The sequence below is a fragment of the Streptomyces sp. NPDC050211 genome, from assembly GCF_040656035.1.
In the GTDB taxonomy this organism is placed as follows: domain Bacteria; phylum Actinomycetota; class Actinomycetes; order Streptomycetales; family Streptomycetaceae; genus Streptomyces.
This window is the reverse complement of record NZ_JBFALC010000052.1, coordinates 37,031-53,761: the sequence shown is the minus strand read 5'-3', so window position 1 is coordinate 53,761 and position 16,731 is coordinate 37,031. Positions and strand designations below refer to the sequence as shown.

At 70.2% G+C, this 16,731-nt stretch carries 10 protein-coding genes; 2 read left to right on the top strand and 8 right to left on the bottom strand.

From position 1 onward, the window contains the following. Positions 1 to 101: 101 nt before the first annotated feature. From ffh to AB0I98_RS36690, 5 genes are all read right to left on the bottom strand, one after another. A complete protein-coding gene (gene ffh / locus AB0I98_RS36710) occupies positions 102 to 1,652 on the bottom strand; it encodes a signal recognition particle protein (RefSeq protein WP_362949438.1) in 1,551 nt (516 codons plus the stop codon). 123 nt (positions 1,653 to 1,775) lie between these two features. Next, a complete protein-coding gene (locus AB0I98_RS36705) occupies positions 1,776 to 4,223 on the bottom strand; it encodes a [protein-PII] uridylyltransferase (RefSeq protein WP_362949436.1) in 2,448 nt (815 codons plus the stop codon). Positions 4,224 to 4,247: 24 nt separating this feature from the next. Beyond that, entirely contained in the window at positions 4,248 to 4,586 is a 339-nt protein-coding gene (locus tag AB0I98_RS36700; protein ID WP_003997576.1) for a P-II family nitrogen regulator, read from the bottom strand. Beyond that, a complete protein-coding gene (locus AB0I98_RS36695) occupies positions 4,583 to 5,926 on the bottom strand; it encodes an ammonium transporter (RefSeq protein ID WP_362949434.1) in 1,344 nt (447 codons plus the stop codon). The genes AB0I98_RS36700 and AB0I98_RS36695 overlap by 4 nt, the downstream gene beginning before the upstream one ends. 393 nt (positions 5,927 to 6,319) lie before the next feature. Beyond that, on the bottom strand, positions 6,320 to 7,792 hold the full coding sequence (locus AB0I98_RS36690; RefSeq protein WP_362949433.1) for a hypothetical protein: 1,473 nt from the start codon (positions 7,790 to 7,792) through the stop codon (positions 6,320 to 6,322). A 435-nt stretch (positions 7,793 to 8,227) separates the two neighbouring features. Between AB0I98_RS36690 and AB0I98_RS36685 the strand changes: the two genes are divergently transcribed. Continuing rightward, a complete protein-coding gene (locus tag AB0I98_RS36685) occupies positions 8,228 to 8,893 on the top strand; it encodes a bifunctional DNA primase/polymerase (protein WP_362949432.1) in 666 nt (221 codons plus the stop codon). Positions 8,894 to 8,958: 65 nt separating this feature from the next. Here the strand turns inward: AB0I98_RS36685 and ftsY are convergent, their stop codons facing one another. After that, a complete protein-coding gene (gene ftsY, locus AB0I98_RS36680) occupies positions 8,959 to 10,170 on the bottom strand; it encodes a signal recognition particle-docking protein FtsY (RefSeq protein ID WP_362949430.1) in 1,212 nt (403 codons plus the stop codon). Positions 10,171 to 10,480: 310 nt separating this feature from the next. On the opposite strand from ftsY, the gene AB0I98_RS36675 reads away from it, so the two are divergent. Then, positions 10,481 to 11,461 (top strand): LLM class flavin-dependent oxidoreductase, encoded by a 981-nt coding sequence (locus AB0I98_RS36675; protein WP_362949429.1) that lies wholly within the window; start codon positions 10,481 to 10,483, stop codon positions 11,459 to 11,461. A gap of 27 nt (positions 11,462 to 11,488) precedes the next feature. Here the strand turns inward: AB0I98_RS36675 and AB0I98_RS36670 are convergent, their stop codons facing one another. Both AB0I98_RS36670 and smc read right to left on the bottom strand, forming a co-directional pair. Then, the gene (locus tag AB0I98_RS36670) at positions 11,489 to 12,907 is read right to left on the bottom strand and encodes a sugar porter family MFS transporter (protein ID WP_362949427.1); all 1,419 of its coding nucleotides are present in this window, start codon (positions 12,905 to 12,907) and stop codon (positions 11,489 to 11,491) included. Between the two features lie 226 nt (positions 12,908 to 13,133). Next, the gene (gene smc / locus AB0I98_RS36665; protein WP_362949425.1) at positions 13,134 to 16,718 is read right to left on the bottom strand and encodes a chromosome segregation protein SMC; all 3,585 of its coding nucleotides are present in this window, start codon (positions 16,716 to 16,718) and stop codon (positions 13,134 to 13,136) included. Between the last annotated feature and the right edge of the window lie 13 nt (positions 16,719 to 16,731).

The window sequence follows — 16,731 nt, the reverse complement described above, 5'->3', positions numbered from 1 at the left end:
ACGACATCACCCGCCCGCAAGCATGTGCGCATACGACGCTGGGGGCGCCCTGGCGAAGGGCGCCCCCAGCGTCGTATGAACCAATCCACACGGACCGATCGTCAGCCCATGAACTTCTTGAACTCGTCCGGCAGCTCGAAGTCCTGCGCACCCTGCTGCGGCACACCGAACGCGTTGCCGCCCTGAGCGGCGGCGGCACGGCGGGCGGCCTCCTCCTGCTCCTGCTGCTTGCGCTTCATCGGGTTGCCGGAGCGCTGCTTGCCCTTGGCCTTCTTGGGCTGCTTCTTCGACCGGCCGGGGCCGCCGCCCATGCCCGGGACGCCCGGCATACCGGGCATGCCGCCGCCCTGGGCCATGCGGGACATCATCTTGCGGGCCTCGAAGAACCGCTCGACCAGGCCCTTGACCGCGCTGACGTCGACGCCGGAACCCTTGGCGATACGGGCACGCCGCGAGCCGTTGATGATCGTCGGCTCCTGGCGCTCGGCCGGGGTCATCGACTTGATGATCGCGGCCGTGCGGTCGACGTCCCGCTCGTCGAGGTTGTTGATCTGGTCCTTGATCTGGCCCATGCCGGGCAGCATGCCGAGCAGCTTGGAGATGGAGCCCATCTTCCTGACCTGCTCCATCTGGGCCAGGAAGTCGTCCAGGGTGAAGTCCTGGCCCTTCTTGGACGCCAGCTTGGAGGCCATTTTCTCGGCCTCTTCCTGGCTGAACGTCTTCTCCGCCTGCTCGATCAGGGTGAGCAGGTCACCCATGTCGAGGATGCGGGAGGCCATCCGGTCAGGGTGGAAGGCGTCGAAGTCGTCGAGCTTCTCGCCGTTCGACGCGAACATGATCGGCTTGCCGGTGACCTGGCGGATCGACAGGGCCGCACCACCGCGGGCGTCACCGTCGAGCTTGGAGAGCACCACGCCGTCGAAGCCGACGCCGTCGCGGAAGGCCTCCGCGGTGTTGACCGCGTCCTGGCCGATCATCGCGTCGACGACGAAGAGGATCTCGTCGGGGCTGACGGCGTCCCTGATGTCCGCGGCCTGCTGCATCATCTCCTGGTCGATGCCCAGGCGGCCGGCGGTGTCGACGATCACGATGTCGTGGACCCGGGTCTTCGCGAAGTCGATCGAGTCCTTGGCGACCTTGACCGGGTCGCCGACGCCGTTGCCCGGCTCCGGCGCGAAGACCGCGACGCCGGCACGCTCGGCGACGACGCTGAGCTGGTTCACGGCGTTCGGGCGCTGGAGGTCGGCGGCGACGAGCAGCGGCGAGTGGCCCTGCTCCTTCAGCCAGTGGCCGAGCTTGCCCGCGAGGGTCGTCTTACCGGCACCCTGCAGACCCGCCAGCATGATCACGGTGGGCGGCTGCTTGGCGAAGCGCAGACGACGGGTCTCGCCGCCGAGGATGGTGACCAGTTCCTCATTGACGACCTTGAGGACCTGCTGGGCCGGGTTCAGCGCACGGGAGACTTCGGCGCCGAGAGCCCTTTCCTTCACGTTCTTGATGAAGGTACGGACGACGGGCAGCGCCACGTCCGCTTCGAGAAGGGCGATGCGAATCTCGCGCGCCGTGGCGTCGATATCCGCTTCGCTCAAGCGCCCCTTGCCGCGCAAGTTCTTGAAGGTCGCTGAAAGGCGATCGGAGAGAGTATCGAACACGGCGGCGTCGGTCCTCGGGGTCGGGAGCAGTCTGAGCGTCTTCCAGGGTATCCGGCCTTGCAAGACATTCGTCCCCGCCCGCTGTATTCGGCAGCGGAGGCGACCCATGTCATGACCGCGAGGTCACGCCCGGAGTGTCTCCTCCAGCTTCCGTGCCACCGCTCCCGCTTCCTGGCTCGGCAGCGGCGCGCCCTCCGAGCTGGTGACATAGAACGCATCCACCGCGTTCGCGCCCAGCGTCGACACATGCGCACTGCGTACCCGTACGCCCGCGTCCTCCAGCGCGCGGCCGATGCGGTGCAGCAGTCCAGGTGCGTCATGGGCGCGCACCTCGATGACCGTCGCCAGCCGTGATGCCGCCGGTGCGACCGTGACCCGGGGCGGCGGTGCCACGACGCCTCGGCGTCGCGGATAGGCCGCATCGCGCTCGGCGAGGCGGCCCGCGATGTCCAGGGAACCGTCCAGGGCCCGTACGAGATCGGCGCGCAGCCGGGCAGCCTGGGGCAGGGAGCCGTATTCGGCGGCGACCCGCCAGTCAAGGAGCAGGACGGATCCCTCGACGCCGTCCGGCAGGTCAAGGGCCCGCAGTTCCGCGGTCCGTACCGTCAGCCGGTGCATCGCCAGCACACCGGCCACGGCGGGCAGCACGCCCTTCTGGTCCGGTACGGCGATGAGGAGCTCGACGCCGAGCGGTTCGGGCTCGCCGGACGGCTGGTCCTCCGTCGGCGGCTCGGTCTGCGCGCGCAGCGACAGCACGGGGCTGCCGGTCGCGACCGCCTCGATGGCGAGCCGCTCCTGCTCGGCGGTGGGCGCGGCGGCCTCCGGTTCCTCGGGGACGTCCCCGGCGAGCACGGCCGAGACCCGCCGCACCAGGTCGGCGACCAGGGATCCGCGCCAGGACGACCAAGCGGCCGGGCCGGTGGCCAGCGCGTCCGCCTCGGTCAGCGCGTGCAGCAGCTCCAGCGTGCCCTGCGTGCCGACCGCCTCGGCGACCGAGCGCACGGTGGCCGGGTCCTCCAGGTCGCGCCGGGTGGCCGTCTCGACGAGCAGCAGGTGATGCCGTACGAGCGTGGCGAGCACGGCGACGTCCTCGCGGTCGAAGCCGATCCGGGCCGCCACGTCGCGGGCGATGATCTCGCCGGCCACCGAGTGGTCGCCGGGCCAGCCCTTGCCGATGTCGTGCAGCAGCGCGGAGACCAGGAGCAGGTCGGGGCGGCTGACCCGGCGGGCGAAGTCGGAGGCGCGGACGGCCGTCTCGATGAGATGCCGGTCGACGGTCCAGATGTGCACGGCGTTGCGCTGCGGGCGGCAGCGGACCCGTTCCCAGTCGGGGAGCATGCGGGTGATCAGGCCCTCGGCCTCCAGCGCCTCCCACACCTCGATGGTGGGGCGGCCGGAGCCCAGCAGGGTGACCAGCTGCTCACGTGCCTCGGCGGGCCAGGGCGTGGGCAGGGGGCGTGTGGTGGCCGCCATGCGCCGTACGGCGTGCAGGGAGAGCGGCAGACCGGCCTCCGCGGCGGCGGCTGCGGCGCGCAGGGGCAGCACGGGGTCGCGTTCGGGGCGCGCGGCGCGGGCGAGCACCACTTCGCCGTCCTGTTCCACCACGCCCTCGGCCAGCGGGGACCGCTCGGCGACGGGCTTTCCGCCGCCCAGCATGGCGCGCAGCCGCGGCCGCACGGCGCGCGACCGCAGCACGCGCCCCACTTCGCGCCAGGTGACATCGCTCGCATACGACACGACGCGCGCCGCTTCGTACACCTGCCGCAGCAGGGTGTCGGCGTCGAGGAGTCCCAGCTCGGCGGCGACCTGGTCCTGCTCCTGGAGGGACAGCCGGTCGGTGGCCCGGCCCGTCGCCAGATGCAGGGCGTCGCGTACGTCGAGCAGTCGGCGCCGGGCGTCGTCGAGGCCCTCGCGCGGGGCGTCGGCCAGCCAGGAGGCGGCGACGGCGCGCAGGGCGGTGGCGTCACGGAGGCCGCCGCGGGCCTCCTTCAGGTCCGGCTCCAGCAGGTACTGCAGCTCACCCTGGCGCTCGGCGCGCTCGGCGCACAGCTCCTGGAGTTCGGGGAGACGTTTCGGCGCCTGGTTGCGCCAGTCGGCGAGGACGGCCGTGCGCAGTCCTGCGGTCAGGCCGAGGTCGCCGGCGATGTGCCGGGCGTCCAGGAGACCGAGTTGGACTTTCAAATCCTCGGCGGCGGTCTTGCGGGCCTCGGCCGGTGTACGCACCGAGTGGTCGAGGGCGAGGCCCAGGTCCCAGACGGGGTACCAGATGCGGTCGGCCAGCGCGGCGACCGCGTCCGAGTCGGTGCCGTCGTGCAGCAGGAGCAGATCGAGGTCGCTGCGCGGGGACAGCTCGCCGCGGCCGTAGCCGCCGACCGCGATCAGGCAGGCGCCCTTGAGCCCGTCGGCGCCCGCGCCGAACAGCCCCGACAGCCAGTCGTCGGTCAGTTCGGCGAGGGCCGTACGGCGCGGCGGCCCGGACCGCGCCCCCTCCTGGAGGAGGCGCAGCCGGGCCGCCGCGTAGCCGCTGGGTCCCGAGTCCTCTGCTTCTTCCCGTACACCCGTACTCGTCACCCAGCGACTCCTGTTCCTCTACTTTTAGAGCGCGTCCGGCCCGCGCTCGCCGGTCCGGACCCGTACGGCCGTCTCGACCGGGAGGGACCAGACCTTTCCGTCACCGATCTTGCCGGTACGGGCCGCCTTGACGATGACGTCGATCAGCTGCTCGGCGTCGTCGTCCTCGGCGAGGACCTCGATACGGATCTTGGGGACCAGGTCGACCGTGTACTCGGCACCCCGGTAGACCTCGGTGTGGCCCCGCTGACGACCGTAGCCGCTCGCCTCGGTGACCGTCAGTCCGTGGACCCCGAAGGCCTGGAGGGCTTCCTTGATCTCGTCGAGCCGGTGAGGCTTGACGACGGCGGTGATGAGCTTCATGCGTCCACCTTCTTGCTCGTGGCTGCGGGGGCCGGGGGTACGACGGTGGACTTGGCGGCACCGCCACCGGCGCCACTGAAGTCGTATGCGGTCTCGGCGTGCTCGGCCTGGTCGATGCCGGCCACCTCTTCGTCCTCGGAGACCCGCATGCCGATGGTCTTGTCGAGGATGAAGGCGAGGATCGCGGAGACGATCAGGGAGTAGGCGAGGACCGCGAAGACACCGGCGCACTGCTTCCAGAACTGCGTCATGCCGCCGCCGTAGAAGAGGCCCTCGACCTCGGACTGGCCCTTGCCGCTGGCCAGCAGGCCGACGAGCAGGGAGCCGACGACACCGCCGACGAGGTGGACGCCGACGACGTCGAGCGAATCGTCGTAACCGAGCTTGTACTTCAGGCCGACGGCCATGGCGCACAGCAGACCCGCGACGACACCGACGACGATCGCGCCGATCGGGGAGACCGCGCCACCGGACGGGGTGATCGCGACCAGACCGGCGACCGCGCCGGAGGCGGCGCCCAGCGTCGTGAACGCGCCGTGGCGGATCTTCTCGTAGACCAGCCAGGCCAGCATGGCGGCGGCGGTGGCGACCTGCGTGTTGACGAACATCAGCGAGCCGACGCCGTCGTCGTTGCCGAGCCACGAGCCGGCGTTGAAGCCGAACCAGCCGAACCACAGCAGACCGGCGCCGAGCATGACCAGCGGCAGGCTGTGCGGGCGCATCGGGTCCTTCTTGAAGCCGACGCGCTTGCCGATGACCAGGATCACGCCGAGCGCGGCGGCACCGGCGTTGATGTGGACCGCCGTACCACCGGCGAAGTCGATGACGCCCAGGTCGAACGCCCAGCCGCCGGTGCCCCAGACCCAGTGGGCGACCGGGAAGTACACGATCGTGGCCCACAGGGCGACGAACAGCGCCCAGGCGGTGAACTTCACGCGGTCCGCGAGAGCACCGCTTATCAGGGCGGGCGTGATGATCGCGAACATGAGCTGGAAGACCATGAAGGCGAGGACCGGGATGGTGTAGCCGGACCACAGGTCACCGGTCTCGATGCCGCTGAGTCCGACGTAGTCCGAGGTCCAGCCGATGATGCTGCCGTTGTCCGACCCGAAGGCCATGGAGAAGCCGTACAACACCCACAGGATGGTGACGATGCCGATGCTGATGAAGCTCATCATCAGCATGTTCAGGGTGCTCTTGACCCGGACCATGCCGCCGTAGAAGAAGGCGAGACCGGGGGTCATGAGCAACACCAGCGCCGAACAGATCAGCATGAACCCGGTGTTTGCGGCAGACAGCGTGGGAGCGTCTGCGGCTAGCGTGATGGCGGCTGATGCCATCGGCGTCTCCTCGTCGTTGGTACGGCCCCGTGCGGGCGAAGCCTTGAGCGGATTTGAGGGGTGGGCCGGTTTATGCGCCATGAGATTGGCGCAGCGCCGTTTCGATGGAAGCCCCTCGTTGTTTCGCCGACGTGACGAAGACGCCCTGCGTGTTACGCGTCGATGAACTGCCGGATTGTGGCCGGGTCGATCGTTATCGTGGCGCAACCTTCGATGACTGCTACCGCAACCATCCATTGAGGAACCCCCTACGGCGACCAGCCACATCCGCGAGAGCGGCGCCGGTTTAGGCGCAAAAAGGAGACCGGCCGCGGGCGGCCTTCCGAATGACCTGGCATGGGGGAGCCGAGTCGGGCAGTCGGGAGGGCCGGCCGCGGCCGGGGTTCTGAGGTATCAGACCGCTTCGGCGGTCTCGGGCAGCTCGATGGCGAGCCGGTCGGTGAGGTCCACGACCTCGGCGAGATCACCGAAGTCGCGTACGGCCGTGTCGACCGTCTTTCGGATACGAGTGTTCACCCGCTCGGAGCGGACCTTCTTGGCGATCTGCATGGCCTCGACCGCGAGGACGGATGCCTGCTCGGGCTCCCGTCGCAGCAGATGCACGGTAGCCATCCCGATCGCGTTCAGCGCATACGACCGCTGGTGCTCGTCGTCCTTGGCGAAGAGGTCGACGGCCCGCTGCATCAGGGGCTCCGCGAGGGACGCGTAGGCGGGGCTGCGGCCCGCCACATAGGCGAGATCGCGGAAGGAGTGGGAGTTCTCGCCGTACAGCTCGGCCTCGGAGAAGAACCGGATCCAGTCGGGGTCGGGCTCGTCCCACTCGCCGGCCTCGCCGAAGGTGTCCTCGGCCATCCGCACCGCCCGCTTGCACTTGCCGGGCTGGCCCATATTGGCGTAGGCCCGGGCCTCCATCGCATACAGCATCGACTGGGTACGGGGGCTCGCGCAGTCCCGGCTGCCGTACTGCGCGAGGTGGATCAGCTCCAGCGCGTCATCAGGCCGCCCGAGGTGGATCATCTGGCGGCTCATGCTGGACAGGATGTACGAGCCGAGCGGCTTGTCGCCCGCTTCCTTCGCGGCGTGCAGGGCGAGGACGAAGTACTTCTGCGCGGTGGGCTGGAGTCCGATGTCGTACGACATCCAGCCGGCCAGCTCCGCCAGCTCGGCGGCGACCTTGAACAGCTTGCGGGTGGTGGACTCGGGCTGGGGCTCCTGGAGGAGGTCGGTCACCTCGTGCAGCTGGCCGACGACGGCCTTGCGGCGCAGGCCGCCGCCGCACTGGGCGTCCCACTGGCGGAACATCACGGTGGTGGACTCGAGGAGCTCCAGCTCGGGCTTGGACAGCCGGCCACGCGCGCGTGAGGACGGGACGGACCCGGCCTCCTGCTGCGGGGCCTGCGGCGCCGGCACCAGCCAGCGCTGCATCGGCTCGATGAGGGACGGGCCCGCGGAGAGGGCCAGCGAGGTTCCGAGGAAGCCGCGCCGCGCCAGCATCAGGTCGCTGCGCGAGAACTCGCTGAGCAGGGCCACGGTCTGCGGGCCCGTCCAGGGGAGGTCGACTCCGGACACGGACGGTGACTGGCGGGCGGCGCGCAGTCCCAGGTCCTCGACGGAGACGACACATCCGAACCGCTCGGAGAACAGCTCGGACAGGATCCGGGGGATCGGCTCGCGCGGATTCTCGCCGTCCAGCCAGCGACGCACCCGCGAGGTGTCGGTGGAGATGTGGTTGGCCCCCAACTGGCGTGCCCTGCGGTTCACTTGCCGCGCGAGCTCGCCCTTGGACCAGCCGCTGCGCACGAACCACGAGCCGAGCAGCTCATTGGGGCGCTTGTCAGCGTTCGTACCGCTTCCGTTGCCGCCCACTGGAACGCCCCCATCCCTGAGACCACTTGTCGCCGAGTGCGCCAAGCCCTATCAGAATGCCGGTAAATAGGGCCGTCCGTCCGGCAGTTGTCACCCTTCGAACGGAAACCCGAGTTGCCTCCGGCATACCCACGAGTGCATGTGCCCCCAGGACTCGTGCACTCAAAGTAATCCTACGATCACGCCTCCAGCCATGGCGATCCCGGAAACGCCACCATTCGCCACCCCTTCGAATGAACTCACGGTGGCTCGTACGCGATTCACTTGACATAGGACGGCCAGGAGTGGGCGGAACGGTGCACTCAGGGGCGCACGCAGCCGGGCGCACCACCCGAGCCGCTCGAAGGCGCCGCTTGGCACGGAGGCGAGGACACGGTCAGTCACATTCCGGGTCGGTCTCGTAACCACCGGTGCGTCGGACCCGTTGGAGGGGGCATGGGCTTCACGATCGGCAGCAGTCGGGGCATCCGCGACATCCGGTCCGGCTCGCGCCGCCGCGGCCGCACGTCGGAGTGCACCGCCGTGGCCGAGTTCACCGGGCTCTGGGGCTGGGACGTGGTGCCGGGCGCGCGGGCCGCGGGGGGCGCCTGCTCCTGCGGCCACTCCGACTGCCGCGCGCCGGGGGCACATCCGCTGGACTTCGCGCCGGAGGTACCCGCCGGCGCGACCCTCGACCAAGTGACCGAGTCCTGGGGTGAGTTCCCCGGTGCCTCGGCGATGCTGCCGGTCGGCCGGACGTTCGACGTCATCGAGGTCGCCGAGCCCGCCGGGCGCCACGCCCTGGCCCGGCTGGAGCGCATGGGCCTGCCCGTCGGCCCGGTCACGGCGACCCCCGAGGGCCGCGCCCACTTCTTCGTCGCCCCCGGCGCCGCCACCGAACTCCCCGAACTGCTCTACCGCATGGGCTGGGACGACCCGACCTCCCTCGACCTGCACGGCCTCGGCCCGGGTACGTACATCACCGCCCCGCCGTCCGACCGGGCCGGCCTGGGCCCGGTGCGCTGGCTGCGCTCCCCCGAGCTGGACTCGGCGACCCGGCCACCGGAGGCCCGGCTGCTGCTGGGGACGCTGGCGTACGTGGCGCACAGGTCCCGGGCGTAGGCGTACACAGCGAAGCGCCCGCCTCCAGCTTCGGGGCGGGCGCTCTCGTACGGCCGACGCGGCACTCACTCTCCAATGAGCGCATCCACGAACGCCTCCGGCTCGAACGGCGCGAGATCATCGGCACCCTCGCCGAGGCCGACCAGCTTGACCGGCACGCCCAGCTCGCGCTGCACGGCGATCACGATGCCGCCCTTGGCCGTACCGTCCAGCTTGGTCAGGACGATGCCGGTGATGTCGACGACCTCGGCGAAGACGCGGGCCTGCACCAGACCGTTCTGGCCGGTGGTGGCGTCCAGCACGAGCAGCACCTCGTCCAGCGGAGCGTGCTTCTCCACGACCCGCTTGACCTTGCCGAGCTCGTCCATGAGGCCGGTCTTGGTGTGCAGGCGCCCGGCGGTGTCGATGAGGACGACATCGGTGCCCATCTCCTTGCCCTCCTTGACCGCGTCGAAGGCGACGGAGGCGGGGTCGCCGGCCTCGGGCCCGCGCACGGTGTACGCGCCGACCCGCTCACCCCAGGTCTGCAGCTGATCGGCGGCGGCGGCACGGAAGGTGTCGGCGGCACCCAGGACGACGCTGTTGCCGTCGGCGACGAGCACCCGGGCGAGCTTGCCGGTGGTGGTGGTCTTGCCGGTGCCGTTGACGCCGACGACCATCACGATGCCGGGCTTGCGGCCCTCCGGCTCGGTCTTCACGACGCGGTCCATGTCGGTGCCGACCAGCTTGAGCAGCTCCTCGCGCAGCAGGCCGCGCAGCTGCTCCGGCGTCCGGGTACCGAGCACCTTGACGCGCTCACGCAGCCCGTCGACCAGCTCCTGGGTGGGCTGCACACCGACGTCGGCGGTGAGCAGGATGTCCTCGATCTCCTCCCAGGTGTCCTCGTCGAGGTGCTCGCGCGAGAGCAGCGTGAGCAGCCCCTTGCCGAGGGCGTTCTGGGAGCGGGAGAGACGGGCGCGCAGGCGCACCAGGCGCCCCGCGGTGGGTTCCGGGACCTCGATCTCGGTCGGCGGAAGCTCTTCGACGACGGGCGGTTCCGCGACGGCGGCCGGGGCCGAGCCGTCGGGAAGGTCCACCTCCTCTATCGTGCGGCGCGGTTCTTCGCGCGGCGTTTCGGCCTCGTCGCCGACGTGCGGCTCGGCCGGAGGGGCGGTGATGTCGGGCGCGGAGGGCGGCGGCGGAGGCAGCGGCTTCTTGCGCCGGCTGCCGACGATGAGCCCGCCGAGCGCGGCGAGCACGACCACGGCGATGACTACAACAAGGATGACGGTTTCCATAACAGGCTCCAGTATGGCGTGACCTCCCCCTCGGCCGTTCGTTGTCCACGCGGGGCTGCGGTCCCCGCCGGGCCGGGCTGGCCCGCGGTCGACTTCGCGTCGGCCGGAAGCCCCTCACGGGCGGAGTCACAACGCGTCCAGTATCAGCTTGGACTCGTCGGGTACGCATTGCAGCGTCCCCAGGGTGTGCCACGGCCCATGCGGTGGGCCGTGACACACCCTCCTCACGGTCGGAAGGCGAGCCTCTGGCAGTCTGACGCCCCGTCAGCTACCGTCCCCCTTCGCATCCACCGCCGAAGGGGGACTTCCCATGCCCGTCACGGTCGTACGTTTCAACCTCGTCGAGCCCGGCGCGACCCCCGCCTCGCTCAGCGCCCGCTACCGAGCGGCGCTGGAGATGGCCGCGTACGCCGACGAGCACGGCATCACCACCGTGCAGACCGAGGAGCACCACGGCGCCGCGAACAACTGGCTGCCGTCGCCCTTCGCCTTCGCGGGAGCCGTCTTCGGCGCCACCCGGAGGATCGCGGTGACAGTCTCGGCGATCATCGGACCGCTGCACGACCCGCTGCGGCTGGCCGAGGACATCGCCGTACTGGATCTGCTGAGCGGCGGACGGCTGGTGACCGTCGCCGGGATCGGCTACCGGCCGGAGGAGTACGCCCTGTTCGACGTGGAGTGGAAGCGGCGGGGGCGGCTCCAGGACGAGCTCCTCGACACCCTCCTCAAGGCCTGGACCGGCGAGGAGTTCGAGTACCGGGGCCGTACGGTCCGGGTCACCCCGCGCCCGTTCACCGAGCCGCACCCCCTCCTCCTGGTCGGCGGCTCCTCGCAGGCCGCCGCCCGCCGGGCCGCCCGGCTCGGCCTGCCGTTCTTCCCCAGCGCGCATCTGCCGGAGCTGGAGACGTACTACAAGGAACGGCTCGTCGAGTACGGCACCGAGGGCTGGACCATGATGCCCGCCACCGAGCAGCCGCTGCTGCACATCGCCGAGGACCCGGACCGGGCGTGGAGCGAGTACGGCGGCCACTTCCTGCATGAGGCGCGGACGTACGCCTCTTGGCAGTCCGGCGGTATACGGTCCGCGGTGAAGTCGGCGGCCACGACCGTGGACGAACTGCGCGCCGAGGGCGTCTACCGGATCCTCACGCCGGACGAGTGCGTGGCGCAGGGGCTCGACAACTATGTGCTGCATCCGCTGTCGGGCGGGATGCCGGTGGAGGAGGGGTGGCGCAGCCTGCGGCTGTTCTGCGACAACGTACTGCCCCGGCTCAATGACCTCGAAGGCTGAGCCGGGGCGGTACGTCTCTGACGAGGCTCAGCCCATCTCCTCCAGTGCCTTGCCCTTCGTCTCCTTCACGTACTTGAGGACGAACGGGATGGAGAGCGCCGCGAAGGCCGTGTAGATCACGTAGGTGACGGAGAGGTTCCAGTCGGCCAGCGACGGGAAGCTCGCGGTGATGGCCCAGTTGGCGATCCACTGTGCGGCGGCGGCCACGCCCAGGGCGGCGGCGCGGATCTTGTTCGGGAACATCTCGCCGAGGAAGACCCAGACGACCACACCCCAGGACAGGGCGAAGAAGAGGACGAAGATGTGGGCGGCGATCAGGGCGATCCAGCCCTGCGTGGCCGGCAGCTTGCCGTCGACGAGGTGGAAGGAGAACGCCCAGGCCTCCAGCGCGAGGCCGATCACCATGCCGACGGAGCCGACGAGGGCCAGCGGCTTACGGCCGACGCGGTCCACGAGGAGCATCGCGATCACGGTGCCGACGATGTTGATGATCGACGTCGTGAAGGAGTAGAAGAACGAGTCCGTCGGGTCGACGCCGACCGACTGCCACAGGGTCGACGAGTAGTAGAACGCGACGTTGATGCCGACGAACTGCTGGAAGACCGACAGGCCGATACCGATCCAGACGATCGGCTTGAAGAAGAAGGAGCCGCCGAGCAGGTCCTTGAAGCTGGACTTGTGCTCGCTGTTCATGCCGTGCTCGATCTCGGCGATCCGGACGTCGAAGTCGACGTCCTTGCCCTCGACCTCGGCGAGGATCTCGCGTGCCTGCTCGTGCTTGCCGACGGAGATCAGATAGCGCGGGGACTCGGGGATGGCGAAGGACAGCAGGCCGTAGATGACGGCCGGGATCACCATGACGCCGAGCATGACCTGCCAGGCTTCCAGGCCCAGGATCCGGCCGCGCTGGTCGCCGTCGGCGGCGTTGAGCAGACCCCAGTTGACCAGCTGCGAGACGGCGATGCCGATGACGATCGCGGCCTGCTGGAAGGAGCCGAGGCGTCCGCGGTACTCGGCCGGGGCGACCTCGGCGATGTAGGCGGGGCCGATCACGGAGGCCATGCCGATGGCGAAGCCGCCGACGACGCGCCAGAAGGCGAGGTCGTACAGGGCGAAGGGCAGCGCCGAGCCGACGGCGCTGACGGTGAACAGCACGGCGGAGATCTGCATGCACCGGATACGGCCGATGCGGTCGGCGATCCGGCCGGCGGTGGCGGCGCCGATGGCACAGCCGATCAGGGCGATGGCGATGACCTGCGCCAGCGCCGCCGAGCCGATGTCATAGCGGTCGCGAATGGCCTCGACGGCGCCGTTGATCACGGAACTGTCGTAGCCGAAGAGGAAGCCGCCCATCGCGGCCGCCGCGGCGATGAAGACGACGCGCCCGAGATGTTCGGGATGAGCCGGAGCGGCTCCTGACTTGGGTGCCTGCGCTGTGCTGGTCACGTGTACTCCTCGGGCTACCGGCAACGCTGCCGGTTGGGGTCAGCCCTTCGAGGTCCACCAGAAGGTACCTGAAGGTAAAAGCAACGTTGCTCAGGCTATTCCTTCAAGTTTCGAAGTCAATATGACCTTGTTAAGAGAATGCACCGCAGGTGTGAGGGGCTTGCGTTCAAGAGTTGAAGGGATGATCCCCAAACCGCTGGTCAGAACCGGTGTAGGCGGCACGCATCTAGCGCAGCCGCTGGGAGATGACCTTCGACACACCGTCGCCCTGCATGGAGACGCCGTACAACGCGTCGGCGACCTCCATCGTCCGCTTCTGGTGGGTGATCACGATCAGCTGCGAGGCTTCCTGCAGCTCCTGCATGATGCGGATCAGCCGCTGCAGGTTGGTGTCGTCGAGCGCGGCCTCGACCTCGTCCATCACATAGAACGGGCTGGGCCGGGCCTTGAAGATCGACACGAGCATCGCGACGGCGGTCAGTGAGCGCTCGCCACCGGAGAGCAGGCTGAGCCGCTTGACCTTTTTGCCCGGCGGGCGTGCCTCGACATCGACGCCCGTGGTGAGCATGTTGTCGGGATCGGTAAGAATCAGCCGTCCCTCACCACCCGGGAAGAGCCGGCTGAAGACGCCCTCGAACTCACGGGCCGTGTCCCGGAAGGCCTCGGTGAAGACCTGCTCGACGCGCTCGTCGACCTCCTTGACGACCTGGAGCAGGTCGGCGCGGGTCTTCTTCAGGTCTTCCAGCTGCTCGCTGAGGAACTGGTGCCGCTCCTCCAGCGCCGCGAACTCCTCCAGCGCCAGCGGGTTGACCTTGCCGAGCTGCTGATAGGCCCGCTCGGCGGACTTGAGCCGCTTCTCCTGCTCGGCCCGGACGAACGGCTTGGGCTGGTTGCGGGGATGCTCGGGGTCGTCCGGCAGTTGCTCCCCCTCCGCCGGGAGCGAAGGCGGGACGAGCTGATGCGGGCCGAACTCGTCGACGAGGCCGGCCGGCTCGACACCCAGCTCCTCCAGCGCCTTGGTCTCCAGTTGCTCGATCCGCATCCGCTTCTCGGCGCCGAGCACTTCGCCGCGGTGGACGGAGTCGGTCAGCTTGTCCAGCTCGGACTTGAGATCGCGCCCCGCGTTACGGGCGACGGTCAGCTCCTGCTCACGCCGCGCCTTGGCGGTCTCGGCCGCGGTGCGTTCCGCGTCGGCACGGGTGAGGGAGACCTCGACATGCGCGAGCAGTTGCCGGGCACCGGAGGCGACGGCTTCCGCGACGGCCGCCTCGTGCCGCATCCGCGCCCGCCGCTGCTCGGCACGCGCGCGTGCGTCGCGCTCCGCTCGGGCGGCGCGGTCGAGGGAGTCGGCGCGGCCGGCGAGCCCCTTGACCCGCTCCTCGTGCGTACGGACCTGGAGGCGGGCCTCCATCTCGGTCTGGCGTGCGTTGGCGCCGTCGGCGGCGAGCCGATCCCGTACGGAGGTGTCGGGCTCCTCCTCAACCGGCATCTCCTCGGCGACGGCGAGCCGTTCGGCCAGTTCCTCGGCTTCTTCTACGGCTCTGTCGAGCGCCTCCTGCGCCCGCGCCGCCGCCGCGGTGGACCGCTCGGCCTCCCCGGCGGCGCCGCGCGCCTGACCGGCGAGCCGTCCGAGCTGCTGCGCCACGGCCGACTTCTCCCGGTCGGCGGCCCTGCGCCGCTCCCCCACGGCTTCGACGAGTGCGGTGCACTCCTTACGGCGCTCGGTCGCGGCATGTTGCGCCTCGGTGAGCTCTTCGCACCGCACGGCCAGTTCTTCCAGCTCGGCGGCGGCCTCGTCCACGGAGGCCTGCACTTCGAGGAGGCTGGGTGCTCCGGCGGATCCGCCGTGCGCGAAGTGGGCGCCCAGGAGGTCGCCTTCGGCGGTTACGGCGGTGAGGTCGGGGTGGGCGTAGACGAGCTCTTCGGCGTCTTCGAGGGTGCTGACGACGACGATGCGGTGGAGCAGCCGTCGGACGGCCGGCATGAGGTCGGACGGGCCGCGGACCAGCTCGGCAGCGTGCTGTAGTTGGGCGTCTGCGGGCTCCTCGTGGCTGGTCGCGCCGTTCCCCGCGCCCCTTTGGGGCGCGTCTGCGTCACCGGCGAGCAGTAGCGCAGCCCTTCCGCCGTCCTGTTTGCGCAGGAGGCGGATCGCGTCCGCCGCGGCAGACGGGGACGTCACCGCGATCGCGTCGGCCGCCGCTCCGAACGCGGCTGCCAGCGCGACCTCGTAACCGGGGGTTACCGTCAGCAACTCGGCCGCCGGGCCCAGCAGGCCGGTGAGGCGGTCCTTCGCGCCCAGCAGCGCGCCCGTTCCGTCCTTGCGTCGCAGGCCCATCGCCAGCGCCTCATGGCGGGCCTGGGTGGCGGCGCGTTTGCGTTCCGCTGCTGTGGCCGCCTCGCGGGCCGCCGTCAGGACGGCTTCCGCCTCGGTCAGTGCTGTCTTGGCCGCTTCGTGCTGCTCGCCGAGTTCCGCGTCGTCCGCGTCCAGGCCGTCGACCTCGGCCTTGAGGGTCTCGTACTCCTCCTGGGCGGTGACGGCGCGTTCCTGGGCCTCGTCGCGGGCGGCGGCGAGGCGGTCGATCTCGGCCTGGGCGGAGGCGGCACGCGAACGGGCCGCGTTGACCTGGCCGTTCAGCCGGGCGAGGCTCTCGCGGCGGTCGGCGATGGAACGGGCGACGTCCTTCAGGCGCCGTTCCTCCATGGCCAGCTCGCGCTCCAGCTCGGAGCGGTGCGCGACCGTGTCGTCCAGCGCCCGCTCGGCCGCCTCCAGGGCCGCTTCGAGCTCGGCCTCCTGCTCACGGATCCGGTTGGCCTCGCGCTCCATGTCCTCGGGGTCACGGCCCCGGCGCTCGTCGGGCGGCGCGGAGGTGGCGCTCTTCACGCGGGCGTCGGCCAGCGAGATCGTGCCGCGGACGCGTTCGGCGAGCTGGGAGAGTTCGTACCAGGTCTGCTGGGCGCGCTGGAGTCGCGGCGTGAGCTGCCGTACCTCGTCCTCCAGGAGCGCCTCCCGCTGGAGCGCCTTCTTCAGCTCCAGCTCGGCGGCTTCCTTACGTTCCTTCAGCGCGGCCTCGTCGGCGACCTCGGCGTTGAGCGCCTCTCGGAGTCGTACGAGATCGTCGGCGAGCAGGCGGAGGCGGGCGTCGCGGAGGTCGGCCTGGATGACGGCGGCCCTGCGCGCCACGGCCGCCTGGCGGCCCAGGGGCTTCAACTGCCTGCGCAACTCGTCCGTCAGGTCCTGCACGCGCGCGAGGTTGGCCTGCATCGCGTCCAGCTTCCGGAGGGCCTTCTCCTTGCGCTTGCGGTGTTTCAGCACACCCGCGGCCTCTTCGATGAAGGCGCGGCGGCCCATCGGGTCAGCGTGCAGTACGGAGTCGAGCTGGCCCTGGCCGACGATGACGTGCATCTCGCGGCCGATGCCGGAGTCGGAGAGGAGTTCCTGGATGTCGAGCAGGCGGCAGGTGTCGCCGTTGATCTGGTACTCGCTGCCGCCGTTGCGGAACATGATCCGCGTGATGGTGACCTCGGCGTACTCGATGGGCAGCGCCCCGTCGGAGTTGTCGATGGTCAGGGACACCTCGGCGCGGCCCAGCGGCGGGCGGCCGGTGGTGCCGGCGAAGATGACGTCCTCCATCTTGCCGCCGCGCAGCGACTTGGCGCCCTGTTCACCCATGACCCAGCTGAGCGCGTCCACCACATTGGACTTGCCCGAGCCGTTCGGTCCGACGACACACGTGATCCCCGGCTCGAACCGGAGCGTGGTCGCCGAGGCGAACGACTTGAACCCACGGAGGGTCAGGGCCTTGAGGTGCACGCCGCTGGACTCT

Coding starts and splice junctions, on each gene's coding strand:
- AB0I98_RS36675 (WP_362949429.1), top strand. CDS start 10,481: ATGCCCGTCACGGTCGTACGTTTCAACCTCGTCGAGCCCGGCGCGACC.
- AB0I98_RS36695 (WP_362949434.1), bottom strand. CDS start 5,926: ATGGCATCAGCCGCCATCACGCTAGCCGCAGACGCTCCCACGCTGTCT.
- AB0I98_RS36700 (WP_003997576.1), bottom strand. CDS start 4,586: ATGAAGCTCATCACCGCCGTCGTCAAGCCTCACCGGCTCGACGAGATC.
- AB0I98_RS36685 (WP_362949432.1), top strand. CDS start 8,228: ATGGGCTTCACGATCGGCAGCAGTCGGGGCATCCGCGACATCCGGTCC.
- ftsY (WP_362949430.1), bottom strand. CDS start 10,170: ATGGAAACCGTCATCCTTGTTGTAGTCATCGCCGTGGTCGTGCTCGCC.